The sequence below is a fragment of the Bacillus sp. CBEL-1 genome, assembly GCF_004348885.1.
Classification (GTDB): Bacteria; Bacillota; Bacilli; order Bacillales; family Bacillaceae_H; genus Priestia; species Priestia aryabhattai_A.
The window spans coordinates 1,276,023-1,291,922 of record NZ_SBIM01000013.1; the positions used below are offsets into that span (position 1 = coordinate 1,276,023).

Genomic DNA, 15,900 nt, shown 5'->3' on the forward strand with positions numbered 1-15,900 from the left:
TATCTTTACGCACAAAAAAATCTCCTATCTTATGATAGGAGATTTTTTATAAATACGCAAATCTTTCTACTTATTAAATCCAGCCTCTAAAACGCGATGCTTCAGCCATTTTACGTACGCCTACCATGTAAGCAGCCAAGCGCATATCAACCTTACGTGTTGTCGACGTTTCGTAAATAGTATTAAAGGATTTAACCATTACTTTTTCTAGTTTTTCTTCTACTTCTTCTTCTGTCCAATAATAACCCTGATTATTTTGAACCCATTCAAAGTAAGAAACCGTAACGCCTCCAGCGCTAGCTAATACATCAGGCACAAGCAAGATGCCACGCTCAGACAGAATACGAGTTGCTTCTAATGTAGTTGGTCCATTTGCTGCTTCTACAACAATACTTGCTCGGATTTTATCAGCATTTTCTTCTGTAATTTGGTTTTCAATTGCTGCCGGAACAAGAATATCACAATCCAGTTCTAATAATTCTTTGTTACTAATTGTTGTATTAAATAACTTTGTTACCGTACCAAAACTATCTCGGCGATCTAATAGATAGTCAATGTCTAAACCGTTCTCGTCATGCAAAGCACCATATGCATCCGAAATACCGATAATTTTAGCTCCTGCATCATGCATAAATTTCGCTAAAAAGCTTCCGGCATTTCCAAAACCTTGCACCACGACTCTTGCACCTTTTAAATCAATTCCACGTTTTTTAGCCGCTTCTCTTATACAGATTGTAACCCCTTTAGCTGTTGCTGTTTCACGTCCGTGAGAACCTCCTAAGACAAGCGGTTTACCTGTGATAAAACCTGGTGAATTAAATTCATCAATTCGACTGTATTCATCCATCATCCAGGCCATAATTTGCGAATTCGTAAACACGTCTGGTGCTGGAATATCTTTTGTTGGACCTACAATCTGACTAATTGCTCTTACATATCCACGACTTAACTTTTCTAATTCTCCAAACGACATGTTACGAGGGTCACATACAATTCCACCTTTTCCCCCGCCATAAGGTAAATCTACAATCCCACATTTTAAACTCATCCAAATAGAAAGAGCTTTCACTTCTTTTTCTGTTACATTTGGGTGAAAGCGAATTCCACCTTTTGTGGGACCAACAGCATCGTTATGCTGAGCGCGGTAACCTGTAAAGATTTTAACCGAACCATCATCCATTTTGACAGGAATTTTCACCGTCATCATGCGAAGTGGTTCCCTTAACAATTCATATACTTCCTCAGGATAGCCCAATTTCTCCAACGCCTTATGTATGACCGTTTGAGTAGATTTTAACACATCATTTTTCTCTTCTTGTCGATTGCTCTTGCTTTCTTGCATTTTGTCGGCTACCATCTGTAAACCTCCTAAAGTGGATCAAAAAATTAGTAATTCATTAATTTGGTGCATCTTTCATGACATAGTATACACCCTTACTTTTACAATGCAAAGGGAAATATGAAAGTTTTATGATATTTTGTAGGACAAAACGAAAACGCTTCCAATTAATTGTGTAATCATCATAATTTTTACTATTTTTCGCAAGACCATGTGAGGTAAATCCCTAAAAAAACTCCTTTTATTGCCGCAGGTTTACGTAACACCTATAGCAATAAAAGGAGCTGTTACATTTGAATGTACCTTTGCTCTAAGTTTATGAAAAAGTATCTGCAATATACGAAAGAGCTTGATTATGAATTAGCTGCTTTCCATACTCCTGTACACGATGTTTCGTAATCGTAGAAGGGTTTCCGTACTCTGCTAATAACGCTATAATATTTCCAATCTCTTTCATCGTCAGTTTTTCTTCTCCTACTAACACATAAAACCGATTTTCAAACGAATAGAGAATGGTTTCAATATCGTAATGCTCATTAATCCGTTTTGCTAGTTGAATAACGTCTTCAAACGTTTGAAACTCAAAGAATAAATCGTGACTCTCATCCAACATCACTTGCATCTCGATAAATTCTTCATACATATCTTCATGGTCATCCATAATTTCCATTTCATCTTGACTATCTTGTTTCGTCACAAACACGACCATCCCCTGAGCTTGAAGGGAAAAAATCTCTACTGAAAGCGAGCTTGTCGGTTCAAAATTCAATTCTTTGGACGCCTGCTCAATCATCTCACGAAACAGCTGTTTAACCTTAAATGTATCAGTCCACAAATCTTCTTTTGTGAGTCCTCGCTCTTTTAAATCATCGTACGTGACAAAGACTTTTAACTTATTATAATTTAAACGCTCAAGTCTCATTTGCGTCCCTCCCCGCTTGCACTCATAACCACATGGTTTGATAATGCAGTATATGTACCTTCTAGAAAACGGTTCGTGATGTTTACTTACGAGTTTACAGGTTTACACGGTTAAAAACAAGCCTATTGATTATGATGCTCAGCTAATTTTTCAGTTAGCCATTCATTCCATTCGTTTTTAGAATTCCCTAATAAAAATGAAGAAGCTCGCTCTTTATCTTTTCCTTCTAACATTTCAAAAACAAAACCACCAAGGCCAATTTTCAAATGAGGAAACTCTCCCTGTACATCACACGCTAAATCAACGGTTTTCTTAGCATTTTCCATCATTGTACAGGACATAAAGAAGAAGGTTGGATCCACTTCTTTTAAAATGAGATAAATATCCCTTTCTTCAATGCTGCTCCCTAAGTAAATAACTTCGAACCCTTTTCTTCTTAAGAATAATGTAAAAACAAGCAGCCCCACTTCATGTGTTTCATTCGGACCGCATACCGCAATGGCTTTTGGCAATAAGCCACTTGAAGGAAGAGAATAAAATAACATACTAATTCTTGTTTTTAAAAGCTGTGTAGCATAGTGTTCATGGGCACTTGTAATCTTTCCTTTCTCCCACATGTCTCCTACTGTAACTAATAAAGAACCCAGTATATCAATGACTACTTGCTCCACCGAATATAAGCTAAAAGCATGATTAATTAGCTCTTGTGCTTTACTTTCTTCAAAAGATAATAAATGATGTAAAATTTGATCCTTTAAACGTTGAGGTGTTTCCACTTCACTTTGGTCATCAGTTTGGTGAACATTTGCGCTCTCTGTTTCTAACAACGAGACGGCTTGACTAATCGTAAAGCCATTGCTTACTTTATCTGTTAACCACTTTAACTTTTTAAAATCTGCCTCTGTATACAAACGATGACCCGACTCGTTTCGCACAGGGTTAAATATTTTATAGCGACGCTCCCATGCACGCAACGTTCCGGGTTGGATTCCGACCATGTTTGAGATGGCTTTAATATTATACTTTCCTTCTTGTGAAGCCATATGTAACCTCCAACGACTCTTCATGAACTATAACGTATTACTTGCATTATAGGATAAGTTACACGTTGTGTAAAATTTATATATGCTGGGTTTCAGAGACTCTTGTAGTTAGTTTGCTCTAGTGATTGTGAGAACATGCGCCTTAGCTTTTGCTTCCAAACGAAGGGGCACAGAAGTAGTTCCATAACCATTGCTTACAAAATAAACTGTATCTTTATGTGCTTTTAGTCCACCTAATTCATAAGGACCGAATCCAAGAAAACGAATCTGTCCACCATGGGTGTGACCACTAAGCATTAAGTCAACACGATGGTTTTCTACTTCAAAGACTGCATCCGGATTATGGCTAAACAACAATGTAAAATACCGTTGATCTATGCCTTTAAAGGCTTGGTTCATGTTTAATTGTCCTTCTGACAAGTCATCAACTCCTACAATATTGTAGGAAACCCCTTCTTTCTCTATGCAAATTGCTTCGTTTTTTAAAGCTATTACCTCATGCTTTTTAAAGATATTCATTAAACTTTCTTGATCAATTTCATAATCGTTATTTCCCCATACAAAGTAAATAGAACCTAACTGGCTTAATTGCTTAATATTTGTTTCAATCTGTTGGATCGGGACACCTTTTTCAGCTAGGTCTCCTCCAATAACAACAAAGTCAATCTTTCCATTTACTTGTTCAATTAAGGATTGTGTAACCGTACGTTTATGTATATCTGAAATAAAGAAAATGCGTAATGACTGCCACTCCTTTGGAACACCCTTCACTTCAATATTTTCTTGTTCGACGACTGTACGCTGTGCTTCTTTTGCCATGTAAGTAAGTAAAACAATAGCAATTACTATTAATACACCGATAATTCCTATAATCATAATTATGCTCACTCCTTTTTATTTGCTTTGTGAAGCAGCACCTATACCGTAAATAAATGAAGCCACTATAACTGGTAATAGTAAGTAACACTCATATGAAATAAACGCTACGCATCCTACTAAAGAAATCCATGCTACGAAAAAGTCCATCTTCTGCACCCTTGTCCCTTGTATCCAACGGTACATATTTTCAAATAGCATTTTTACCCAAATAGCCTGACACGTACAGCTAATCAAAAAGAGCAAAATCGTTGCAAAGAGATTCTCTGGATTTTTCAGAAAGTACACAATGGTATCTAGTGAAACTCCTTTTTGTTCAAATACAGAGGTTGTAATGAAATAATAACTACATACCCAACCTATTACAAATAATAACCACTTTCTCATAATACAAGCCTCCCCTCACTACAACTTGTATGTGAGAAGAGGCTATTGCATGTATTTAATCCTTATTTATTTTCATGATACAAATTAATATCGTAGGTTTGTTTCATTGCCGCATACAAATCTTTTCGGTTTTCCCACTGTGCTGGCGTTGACCAAATATCCTTGCTTTTTTGAATGATTTCACACCGCAAATCATTAAATTCTTTTTCCAACTTATCGCACTGCTTTTGCATCTGTATCATTTTGAAATAGGTAGAAACAATAATAATAAGCAAAAAAAGATGCTTACTATCATCGAGAAAGAATTGAATAAAATCACTAAAAGCTCGTAAATTCAGCTGCGAAGTAAATACAAATAAATAACTCATCCCAAGAAGCAAACACCCAAAGAATGCCCACTTCCATTTATTCATCGATTTTTGAGTAGCTGATAGCTTTTCTTTTTTAGTTATAACACTTTCTAATATATATTGAGTTGGTTCATCAACATGATAATGAGATAGCTCTTTCACTTTCTTCAACTCCCCTTTATAAGGCTAGTACCACAGTATGAAGAAAGATGACTGTTTATGTTTAAAATTTCAACAATGAATCTTTTAATGGACAGCTTGTTTGAGCAACCTTGCTAGTTCGCCTTGCCATCCTAAAAATGTAGACTCCGTACACTCATGTTCAGGTTGACTATATTCATCCAAATCAATATTGCAAAGGTCACAGCAATTGTGCTTCTCTGAAATACCCTCTTCTTCGAAATAGCTCATTAAAGCTTTTCTTCTACAACCCTTTGTATGGATAAACTCTTTCATTGCGTGGTATTTTTTCTGTTTAGCATTTAAGCGTTTATTTACAATTTCCATCAGCTCTTCATATAGAGATTCCGTGACCTTCTCTGGATAAATTAATCCATCATGAACAGCACCGATATTTTCTAAGTAGTGACGGATAAAACGCCAATGGGTTTCGTAAATACCAATTGTAAATAAGAAGTGCGCTTCTACTTCTCGAACTCCAACCGGGCTGGAACTTGAACGAATTTGTGACAAACAATATAAAAGCGTATCCGAAGAAGGAAGCTCTAAGTCTAACAAAGCCTGCGCAGAACCATCATCTTCTTCACTATATAATAAAATCGCCAAACTCGGTAACCCATCACGACCTCCCCTGCCAATTTCTTGAACGTAGGATTCAAGCTGGGTAGGCGTTTGAAAATGCAGTACAAACCGAACGTTTGATTTGTTAACTCCCATTCCAAAAGCACTTGTACAACAAATAAAGTCGAGCTGATTTTCAAGAAATTGTCGCTGGATAAGCGTACGATCGTTAGCTTCCATTCCTCCGTGGTAATATTGAACTTTCTCAACACCGTTTTCTTTTAAGTAGTGCGTTAGCGACTCTGTTAAAGCCCGGCTAGAACAATAAATAATACCTGGTTTTTGAATTTTCGTTACGTATTCCAATAGCTTTTTCTTTTTTTCTTCAAGACCATGCACATGCTCTACGCTGATAGCAATATTTGAACGATTCATTGAATATAAGTGCTCATTAACTTGATCAAGGTGTAAATACTTTTTAATATCACTGAGTACTTCACTCGTTGCTGTACCGGTTAGCGCTAAGCAAGTTGGCTTCCCTAGCTTTTCCCATACAATACCTAAGTTTAAGTAGTCTAATCGAAAGTCATGTCCCCATTGTGAAATACAGTGTGCTTCATCTACAACGAACATACCGATATTCGTTTGTTTTAAAGCATGAACTACATGGGGATTCTGTAAGATTTCGGGGGAAGCATAAATGAAACGATAGCTATTTAAAGAGCGTAGTGCCTGCTGCTTTTCATCTTCACGTAAAAAGCTGTTAAGAGCAATAACCCTCTTCTCTCCTTTGGCTTTAAGCTGCTGAACCTGATCTTCCATCAGGGAAAGTAGTGGGGACACAATAAGGATTGGCCGCTTTAAAAAATAGCCAGGGAGCTGATAGCAAAGTGACTTTCCTGTTCCAGTAGGCAAAACGGCCAGAACATGATTGTGATTTAATAAGTCCGTTATAATTTCTTTTTGACCGTTTCGAAAAGTTGAAAAGCCAAATTCTCTTTGAAGTACCTGTTCTAACTGCATCGTCTTACTCCTTTCTTAATCCGTTACGCACTTAGCTAATACAAGACGAATTTGAAAATAAGTAAGGTGATCACTAACCTCTTTTTTTATTTCTTTGAGCTGATTGGTATTTAACGCTTTGAAAGCGTTGATAATTTCCTCTTGATCCTCTACTTTCACATAAGCATCAATCGTAAAGTTAGGAAGAAACAATGCCAGTTCAGCAATATGATCTTCAATTGTGCTCTCTTTTAACCGCCTAATTCTCGCTACTTCTTTTAACGATTTTCCTTTTTGTAACCACTCATACGTTTTAACTGTTGAAGCTGTTAATGGTACAGTCATATGTACATCTTGTACAAATTTCTGGAGAACAGGAAATTCACTTGGACATTCGCTAATTTGCTCAATAATTTGATGAACAACGCTGATTATCAATAAGTGAACGTAGTTTTCGTCCATATTGTAATACTCAGCAAGCTGGTTTTTCGTTAAGCCAATTCGTTTATATCCACTCAAGTGTTGGACAAATATATCAGCATCTCGGGAAGAACCCCTCTTTAATATGCATTGTAACTCATCAAATAAATGCTTTGCCAACTCTTCTCGTGAATACGACTGAGAAAATAGATAAGCTTTCACCCATTGAATGGGCTCAGCATCTTGCGTTATTGGTAAAAATCCCTTTTGAAAATACTGTAGGTTAGAGATTGTTTGAATGAACAAGGTCAGTCTCGATAAAAATAATTGTGTGCTACTTGCAAATTGCCAACCGCTAAGCTTAGCTGGCAGAGGCCATTCACGTAACTGTGTGCGAAGTACTTGTTCGCCCTTGGCTGTTAGCACATATTTTTGATGATCTACTTCTTTAATAAATTGTTGAGAATTAAGCTCTTTTACGTATCGAGAAAATGTTTCTTTTTTCAAGTAACTAAATGATTGAAATAAAAAAGACAAGCCAAAGATTTTACCGTCTTGAATTGTTTGCGCTGATTTTTTACCAGCTACTATATGATAAATTCCGTAAACTGTTCGTTCACCTTTTAGTTGTTGCATACTATATAGCATAACGGTTTGAATATAGTTCACAATCGTCAACTTCCTTTCTCTTTTCATTTTACCAAAACTTTAACAGAACGCATCCTTTTGTCATTGAGCGAATCGAGATGAATCAAAAAAGCAGTGCTATAAGTCATGACAAACCCTTGTCTGATAAGCATTATCAATGACTTTTCTATTGAAAAGTTTTAAAAATCGTCTTACAATGGGTAAAGAGAAATTTCACGCTTATGTTGAAAAGAGATTATATAACACGAAATTTTCGAACACTTTACAGGAGGTCTTGTTATGCCAAAATATACAATTGTTGACAAAGATACATGTATTGCATGTGGAGCATGTGGAGCAGCAGCACCAGACATTTATGATTACGATGATGAAGGAATTGCATTCGTAACATTAGATGATAACCAAGGGATTGTGGAAGTTCCTGATGAATTAGAAGATGATATGATGGATGCATTTGAAGGCTGTCCAACAGATTCAATCCGCGTAGCAGATGAGAAGTTTGACGGTGACTCTAACAAATTTGAATAAGAAGTAAAAAAAGACCTGTACATAGAGATGTACAGGTCTTTTTTTCTATTTAAACTGCGACTCGCTTTGTAATCCAATACTTCATTTTATTAAATAAAACAACGAAAATTAAGCCTGTAATAATCCCTTTAATCATATTAAATGGCAGAATCCCCGTTACGACTAACTGACGTGTTTCCTCACTTGACAGTGCCGGTGACTGCAAGAAAAGCGTATATGCCGGTAAGAACACATAGTAATTTAAAAACGCCATGCCAACGGACATTACTACTGTTCCAACTACTAAACCTGTTGTAATACCTTTTGTAGTTTTAAATTTATGAAACATAAGAGAAACCGGTAAAATAAATAATAGCCCTGCTACAAAATTTGCGAATTGGCCTACAGGGACGCCTGTTGCGCTTCCTTGAATGAGGTAGTGGAGAAGATTTTTAATTCCTTCGACAATAATACCTGCTACAGGACCAAAGATTAATGCAGCAAGCAGTGCCGGCACCTCACTAAAATCAATTTTTAAAAATGGTGGTATACCTGGTATTGGGAAGTTAAGCATCATTAATACGTAAGACAAACCGCTTAGCATCCCTAAAATAACAAGCTTTTGTGTTTTCTTGCTTTGTTCCATTTTCCTCTCTCCTTCTTGCGATCCACTCTTCCAAGAAGAAAGGTTCATTGCATATGCGCTCCATAAAAAAACCTCAACAAATTTGTTGAGGGAAAATGCAGGCACATTCAATAAACGTTCAGCACATTTGCTTTTGAACGTTTGAACCTCCACCTTCTCCCATCCAGACTTTACTGTCGGCTTTGGAATCACACCAAATCCTGCTCCAAACTTAAAGAGCTCGCGGGCTTAAAACAACTTGTTTATCACCGCCGGTCGGGAATTACACCCTGCCCCGAAGATAGATCAATATTTAATGATGTTCACATTATATGATACCTTGAATTAAAAGTAAATCATTTAATATAAAAAATCCTACAATTCTCATTCTTTTAGTCATTATTTTTGCACGGCGGTAAAAGCAGCGGAATATTGAAAGATTGTCAGGCATCCTTTCAACGTACTTTCATATATAAAAACCTCAAAAAAGTACGTTTTAAAAATATTTAACTAGAAATAAATCTTCTAAATCCTCCTTTTTTTATAAAAAATCCGAATATTAATCAAAAAAATAAAAATGAAAACGTTACCAATTGTGAACTTTTTTACAATCTAATTGACAGAATTTTTTTAACGTGATAAATTATCAGATATTTGAGTTGTGAAAGGGAGATGTTAATACATGTATGAAGTGTTAGTAGCCGATTCAATTAGCAATGAAGGTCTTGCTCCATTATTAGAAGCATCAAATGTTAATTTAACGAGAAAAAAAGTAACGGAAGTTGAAGATTTATTGCATACATACGATGCACTGCTTGTTCGAAGCGCAACGACTGTGACGGAAGACTTGTTAGACAAGATGAAGAATTTAAAGATTGTTGCTCGTGCAGGTGTAGGTGTCGATAATATTGACATTGAAGCATCAACTAAGCGAGGGGTTGTTGTTATCAATGCTCCAAATGGAAACACTATTTCTACGGCTGAGCATACTTTTGCCATGATGGCTAGTTTAGTTCGCCATATCCCTCAAGGAAATATTTCTGTCAAATCTCGCGAATGGAACCGATCAGCATTTGTTGGTACAGAACTCAACCGCAAGCACTTAGGAATTGTTGGTTTTGGCCGTATCGGCTCTGAACTTGCCAAACGTGCGAAAGCCTTTAACATGACGGTACATGTATATGATCCATTTTTAACAACATCTCGCGCAGAAAAACTAGGAGTTGACCTCTTATCGTTAGATGATTTACTAGCAGTAGCTGATATTATTACTGTTCATACGCCATTAACGAAAGATACAAAAGGTTTATTAAATCGTGATACGTTAGCGAAAACAAAAAAAGGCGTTTATTTACTAAACTGTGCACGAGGCGGCATTATTGATGAAGAAGCACTTGCACACTATTTAGAAATTGGTCACGTTCAAGGTGCTGCAATTGACGTGTTTGAAGTAGAGCCACCTACTGATAATCCACTTTTAAACTTTGATCAGGTTATTACAACGCCACATTTAGGTGCTTCAACAAAAGAAGCGCAGTTAAATGTAGCTGAAGATGTTGCTTATGATGTGCTACGCTTCTTAGAAGGTAACCCAGTAAGTTCTTCAATTAACTTACCGACACTTTCAAAAGACGTATTCGAAAAAATCCAGCCGTTTACTAGCTTAACAAAACAGCTTGGTGCCGTTTTATCACAATGCATGAAAGAACCTGTTCAAGACATTTCTGTTACGTACGCAGGAACAGTAGCGGATTTAGAAACAACGTATATTACCCGAAGCTTGTTGTCTGGATTTTTAACTCATCGTATCGACCGCTCAGTTAACGAAGTAAACGCGTCAATGATTGCCAAAGAGAGAGGCATTACGTTTGGTGAGAAAATTTCTGATAACACTCAAGGCTATGCTAATATTATTGAAGTTGTTGTAAAAGGAGAATCTCGTACATTCTCTATTACCGGTACGTATATCAAAGATTACGGTCCTCGCGTTATTAATATTGATTCCTTTGACATTGATTTTTATCCAGAAGGACATTTATTATATATCCGACACACAGACCAACCTGGCGTTATTGGAAATGTTGGTAAAGCGCTTGGTGATTTAAATATCAACATTGCAACAATGCAGGTAGGACGTAAACAAAAAGGCGGAGAAGCGATTATGATGCTTACGTTCGATCGTCTTATTGAAGATGCAACAATTGAGTCTCTGAAGCAAGCAAGTGAAATTGTTACAATTCAACGTATTGAACTATAAAACAAAACAAGGAAGGCAAATGCCTTTCTTGTTTTTATTTTGTTATCTTTAGGTGTTGACCAGGATAAATATCACTGGTTGTCATATGATTTCTTCCTTTTAAATCGTCTACATCTATTTTGTATTTTTTTGCGATTTCAGATAACGTGTCCCCTCTTTCAACAACGTATCCTTCATTTAACTGTCTAAATACAGCAGCTTCTAACTGTTCCGTTACGTAGGCTGATAATTTTTCTTGATCAAGCTTTGCGATTGGGTTAATAGCATTCGTTTTATCAATATTCCACGTTCCTTTATGAACTTCAAAATGCAAATGGGCACCAGACGATCGACCTGTATTACCTACTTGTCCAATTGTCTGACGAGCAGAAATTCTTTCTCCCTCCGCAACACCTCGATTATTCAAATGTGCATACACCGTTTCATATCCATTATCCTGCTTGATAAACACAACTTGTCCATATGTATCAGAGTAATAAGATTTTGTGACTCTCCCACTATATACTGCATACACCTGTGTTCCCACAGGCGCTGCAATATCAATACCAAAATGTTTTGCGTTACGAGAACCAAACACATCTGTAAGCGTTCCTTCTTCAGTAGGCCAGTTCCACTGTGTTGAAGCTTGTGCTTTAGCCATTGTTCCGCCAACAAACAATAGACCTATACACATCCCCATAATAACTACTACTAATATTCGCCTTACAATATCAAGCATACATATCCTCCTATGTACTAAGCGTTTCTTGACACATAAATATACTATATGCATTTTCAAAAATTCTAGACATTTCCAATAAAAAAAGGTTAGAAAATAGTGAAATATTTTCTAACCTTTTACTATTCAACCTGTGACCCCAAAGTAACATTTATCACTATGAGTAGTGTTTAGGAAGCTTAATAAAGAATGTTGTGCCCTGATTTAAAATACTATTTACCACAATGACTCCATGATGTGCTTCTACAATATTTTTTGCAATTGCGAGCCCGAGTCCCGTACCCGACTTTCCTCTTGTTCTTGCCTTATCTGCTTTATAAAATCTTTCAAAAACAAACGGTAAATCTTCTTCTGGTATTCCTACACCTGTATCCTCAACTGAAAGATGAACTTCCGTTTGGTTACTGTTAATACCAAGCGTCACTTTGCCTCCTTTAGGAGTATGACGAATTGCATTATCAATCAAATTGGTTAATACTTGTTCTATCCGATCTGCATCAATGGTTGCCGGGAGTTTTATTTGTGCATTGGTTTGAAGTTCCAACCTAATGTCTTGCTCTTTAGCAATGCCCTGGAATTTACGAACTACTCGCTCAGCAAGTTCAACCATCTCAATTTCAGCTACGTGGAGTTGAACATGCCCCGCTTCCATTCGAGCTAAATCTAATAGTTCGTTAACAAGCCTCCCCATCCTTAAGGATTCATCATAAATAACTTGGGTAATTTCTTTTTTCTCTTCTTCAGTACTCGCAATGTCATCAATAATCGCTTCACTATAACCTTGTAGCATTGAAATCGGTGTTCGTAATTCATGTGAAACATTGGCGATAAAATCTTTTCGAAGTTTATCTAATTTACGCTCTTCTGACATATCGCGTAAAACCGCAACGGCTCCTCGAATCTTTGTTTGGTTATAAAGTGGTGACATGAGAATAACCCATGTCTTCCCTTGTATTGTTAGTTCTGCGCTCTGCTCTTTTTCACTTTTAACAACGCTCTCGAACAAACGAACAACTTTTAAAGGAAGTTCTGGAATGGACTGATTGTTCATATTTTGCTCATAGTACCATGCTTGTAAAAACTGATCTGCAGGTGGATTCGTAATTAAAATTGAACCATTTTGGCTAAATGTAATAACACCATCCGCCATACTACTTAAAATACTTGATAGCTGCTCTTTTTCTTGATTTAAAGCGTTAAGATTGAACTTTAACTGTCTTCCCATCTGATTGAAAGCAATGGCTAGCTCACCAATTTCATCATGTGTCAAAATCGGTACTTTCGTCTCGAAATTTCCTTTCGTAACCTCAAAAGCTGCCTGCTTCATTTTTCGAAGCGGAGCGGTAATTCGCGTTGATAAGAAAAAGGCAAAGATTGTAGTCAACACGATGGCAATACCCGCAGCTAAGATAATAAACTTTGTTGTATAGCGCGCAGGCTCTTCAATCTCAGCTAATGATTGGTACAAGTAAACTCCTCCATTACCTTGACCATCCACAGATAACGGAACGCCTACAATAAACATCAGTGGACTTTCTGAAGTACCTCTATCTTCGTTCATGTACATCTCTTCGTGTACAACTTCACCATGTGTAGTTACTCTCTGAAGATTTTTGTCTTCAGAAATAAGCGAGATGACAGTGTCGCGGCTCTCTTCTTCTGGATGTGTAGAATTCCAATACTTTTTATCTCCTTGCACAATTAAGATACTGGCTTGATCAGCTAATTCTCGTGCAATTGAAAGTCCAAGCTCCTGGTCTTTGGTTTCTTGTACGATGGTGGAGATTTTAGCTGCTGTTTTCGTTAATCGCTTTTCTGCGTCATCTACATGATAATTTTCAAAGAACTGCAGCAATAAAACCGTTAAAATAAATAAAACAAACGTAACGAGTAATAAAATAGTAAACCAAAGTTTACCAACAACACTGCGCCAAAACATCAGCTGTTCCCAACCTCAAATTTATATCCTACACCCCAAACGGTTACAATCATTTTAGCAGCGTCTGGAGATACGCGGTTTAATTTTTCTCGCAAACGTTTGACATGGGTATCTACCGTCCTTAAATCTCCAAAGAAGTCGTAGTGCCAAACTTCTCTCAGCAACTGCTCTCGGTCGTACACTTTATCTGGCGTTTTTGCTAAAAAACACAGCAGTTCGTACTCTTTTGGTGTTAAGTTTACTTCTTTATCATCAGCAGTCACACGATGTGCATCATTGTCAATTGTTAAATGATCAAATACAATCATGTTTTTAACTGAAGGTGTTGGTTCCATAACAGGTATAGACGATGAGCGTCGTAATAAGGCCTTCACGCGCAGTACAACTTCTCTAGGGCTGAAGGGTTTAACAATATAGTCATCGGTTCCAACTTCAAAGCCTTGAACACGGTTTACTTCTTCCCCTTTTGCCGTTAGCATAATAATTGGTGTTGTTTTTTTCTCCCTGATTTGTTTACACACTTCAATTCCATCAATTCCAGGCATCATTAAATCTAAAATAATAAGATCATAATTTATATGTAACGCTTTCTCTATAGCCTCATGGCCATCAGCAGCTTCCTCAATCGTATATCCTTCTTTTTCTAAATACATCTTTAATAAACGACGAATACGATCTTCATCGTCCACAAGTAATAACCTTTGTTCAGTTTGCATGTTCTCAACCTCCTACGTTTAGTTTACAAAAAAAACAGATGAACTGCTACCAATGTCTAACCAACATTGTGACAATCTATGTAACAAATGAATGAGGCTTAATAGATTTCTCTTTTATTTGTACTCTTTTGAAATCATTTTTCATTCATATCTAATTCCCAGACCTGGTTGGATTCATTATGACAAAAAAAACTCGCTGTCGCAATGACAGCGAGTTTTGGTTATGCATACGAATGTAGACCTGCAATGACTAAGTTAACCGCAACGAGATTAAACATAATAATAGCAAAGCCACCAACTGCTAACCACGCTGAACGTTCACCTTGCCACCCTTTTGCTAGACGCAGATGTAAAAAGGCTGCATAGAAAAGCCACGTAATTAAAGCCCATACTTCTTTCGGATCCCATCCCCAGAAGCGCGTCCAGGCAATTTGCGCCCATATCATTGCAAAAATTAAAGCACCTAAAGTAAAAACGGGAAACCCAATAGCAACAGAGCGATAGCCTACTTCATCTAGTAATTCACTATTGACTTGCTTGACTAACGGTTTTAAAGCAGCACCAATTCGCTTGCGAAGAACAAGGCGAAGTAACCAATATAGGACTAAACCACTCATCAGTGACCATAAAACTGTATTTAATTTTTGTGCATTTATAATTGCAGGTACCGAAACCGTTGGCTCTAATCGATTACCCGTGATTAGCTCCCCGTCATGCGGACCAACTAGGGCTGGCAGATGATATACCATTTCAGCCCGTTTTTCATTTTTATCAACCCATGTAAAGGTAGCGTCATAGTTTGATAAGCTAAAAGCTGTTGTCATAATAATAAATCCAACCGTACTAAGTAAAGAATACAAGATAAACTCTAGCCAAAATGTTTTTTTTGTTGCTTTTGTTTGATCAATACATTTAATAAGGTAAATCAGTCCCGCTACAAAGCTAATGGCTAAAATTGCTTCGCCTGCAGCAGCTGTTGTAACGTGAATATGTAACCAATTTGTTTGAAGAGCCGGTATTAAAGGCGAAATTTCTGTTGGGAACATACTTGCATACGCAATAATTAACAGCGCCACAGGAAGAGCAAATAAGCCTAGAATACTCAACTTATAAATAAAGTAAATAATAATAAATGCTCCGACAACCATCATGCCAAAGAAGGTTGTAAACTCAAATAGATTACTAACTGGTGCATGACCTGAAGCAATCCACCTCGTAATAAAATAACCAACTTGCGCAATGAATCCAACAATCGTTACGCTAATTCCAAATACCGGCCACTTGTTTGTCTTATGCTTTGAATTCTTTTCTCTAATGGCTCCACCAAAGAAAAACGTAGCGACTAAATAAGCAATAAAAGCTACATAAAGCAAGTTACTACTAACGCTAGCAAAATCCATTTTGTCTCCT

General features: G+C 36.9%; 15 protein-coding genes and 1 riboswitch. Of the genes, 2 read left to right on the forward strand and 13 right to left on the reverse strand.

The window, feature by feature from the left end:
• Positions 1-73: 73 nt before the first annotated feature.
• The 8 genes from EPL02_RS16430 to EPL02_RS16465 all read right to left on the reverse strand — a co-directional run bounded on the left by EPL02_RS16430 (position 74) and on the right by EPL02_RS16465 (position 7,749).
• A complete protein-coding gene (locus EPL02_RS16430; RefSeq protein ID WP_179289222.1) occupies positions 74-1,342 on the reverse strand; it encodes a Glu/Leu/Phe/Val family dehydrogenase in 1,269 nt (422 codons plus the stop codon).
• A gap of 313 nt (positions 1,343-1,655) precedes the next feature.
• On the reverse strand, positions 1,656-2,261 hold the full coding sequence (locus EPL02_RS16435) for a genetic competence negative regulator (protein ID WP_094910674.1): 606 nt from the start codon (positions 2,259-2,261) through the stop codon (positions 1,656-1,658).
• Between the two features lie 122 nt (positions 2,262-2,383).
• Positions 2,384-3,304, reverse strand: coding sequence for a MerR family transcriptional regulator (locus tag EPL02_RS16440; RefSeq protein ID WP_131888244.1), 921 nt, complete (start codon positions 3,302-3,304; stop codon positions 2,384-2,386).
• Between the two features lie 108 nt (positions 3,305-3,412).
• Positions 3,413-4,180, reverse strand: a complete 768-nt coding sequence (locus EPL02_RS16445; protein ID WP_286175476.1) for a metallophosphoesterase — start codon at positions 4,178-4,180, stop codon at positions 3,413-3,415.
• Positions 4,181-4,198: 18 nt separating this feature from the next.
• Positions 4,199-4,567 (reverse strand): hypothetical protein, encoded by a 369-nt coding sequence (locus EPL02_RS16450; protein ID WP_131888245.1) that lies wholly within the window; start codon positions 4,565-4,567, stop codon positions 4,199-4,201.
• 62 nt (positions 4,568-4,629) lie between these two features.
• Entirely contained in the window at positions 4,630-5,079 is a 450-nt protein-coding gene (locus tag EPL02_RS16455) for a DUF2663 family protein (RefSeq protein ID WP_165932591.1), read from the reverse strand.
• 84 nt (positions 5,080-5,163) lie between these two features.
• Positions 5,164-6,681, reverse strand: coding sequence for a RecQ family ATP-dependent DNA helicase (locus EPL02_RS16460; RefSeq protein WP_131888246.1), 1,518 nt, complete (start codon positions 6,679-6,681; stop codon positions 5,164-5,166).
• 15 nt (positions 6,682-6,696) lie between these two features.
• On the reverse strand, positions 6,697-7,749 hold the full coding sequence (locus tag EPL02_RS16465; protein ID WP_131888247.1) for a YpbB family protein: 1,053 nt from the start codon (positions 7,747-7,749) through the stop codon (positions 6,697-6,699).
• A gap of 258 nt (positions 7,750-8,007) precedes the next feature.
• Here EPL02_RS16465 and EPL02_RS16470 point away from each other — a divergent pair, with 258 nt between their 5' ends.
• Positions 8,008-8,256 (forward strand): ferredoxin, encoded by a 249-nt coding sequence (locus EPL02_RS16470; protein ID WP_061784720.1) that lies wholly within the window; start codon positions 8,008-8,010, stop codon positions 8,254-8,256.
• Between the two features lie 49 nt (positions 8,257-8,305).
• Here EPL02_RS16470 and EPL02_RS16475 read toward each other — a convergent pair whose 3' ends face one another.
• Positions 8,306-8,881, reverse strand: a complete 576-nt coding sequence (locus EPL02_RS16475; RefSeq protein WP_094910909.1) for an ECF transporter S component — start codon at positions 8,879-8,881, stop codon at positions 8,306-8,308.
• Positions 8,882-9,028: 147 nt separating this feature from the next.
• A riboswitch (FMN riboswitch) is annotated at positions 9,029-9,167 on the reverse strand.
• A 375-nt stretch (positions 9,168-9,542) separates the two neighbouring features.
• On the opposite strand from EPL02_RS16475, the gene serA reads away from it, so the two are divergent.
• Positions 9,543-11,117, forward strand: coding sequence for a phosphoglycerate dehydrogenase (gene serA / locus EPL02_RS16480; RefSeq protein ID WP_094910679.1), 1,575 nt, complete (start codon positions 9,543-9,545; stop codon positions 11,115-11,117).
• 34 nt (positions 11,118-11,151) lie between these two features.
• Here serA and EPL02_RS16485 read toward each other — a convergent pair whose 3' ends face one another.
• The 4 genes from EPL02_RS16485 to ccsB form a co-directional block, all read right to left on the reverse strand.
• The gene (locus EPL02_RS16485; RefSeq protein ID WP_131888248.1) at positions 11,152-11,835 is read right to left on the reverse strand and encodes a peptidoglycan DD-metalloendopeptidase family protein; all 684 of its coding nucleotides are present in this window, start codon (positions 11,833-11,835) and stop codon (positions 11,152-11,154) included.
• A gap of 157 nt (positions 11,836-11,992) precedes the next feature.
• On the reverse strand, positions 11,993-13,774 hold the full coding sequence (locus EPL02_RS16490; RefSeq protein WP_094910681.1) for an ATP-binding protein: 1,782 nt from the start codon (positions 13,772-13,774) through the stop codon (positions 11,993-11,995).
• Positions 13,774-14,490 carry a response regulator transcription factor gene (locus EPL02_RS16495; protein WP_094910682.1) on the reverse strand — a complete coding sequence of 239 codons (717 nt, stop codon included), beginning with the start codon at positions 14,488-14,490 and terminating at the stop codon, positions 13,774-13,776. Before EPL02_RS16495 ends, EPL02_RS16490 begins: the two co-directional genes overlap by 1 nt.
• A gap of 221 nt (positions 14,491-14,711) precedes the next feature.
• The gene (ccsB, locus tag EPL02_RS16500; protein WP_131888249.1) at positions 14,712-15,890 is read right to left on the reverse strand and encodes a c-type cytochrome biogenesis protein CcsB; all 1,179 of its coding nucleotides are present in this window, start codon (positions 15,888-15,890) and stop codon (positions 14,712-14,714) included.
• Between the last annotated feature and the right edge of the window lie 10 nt (positions 15,891-15,900).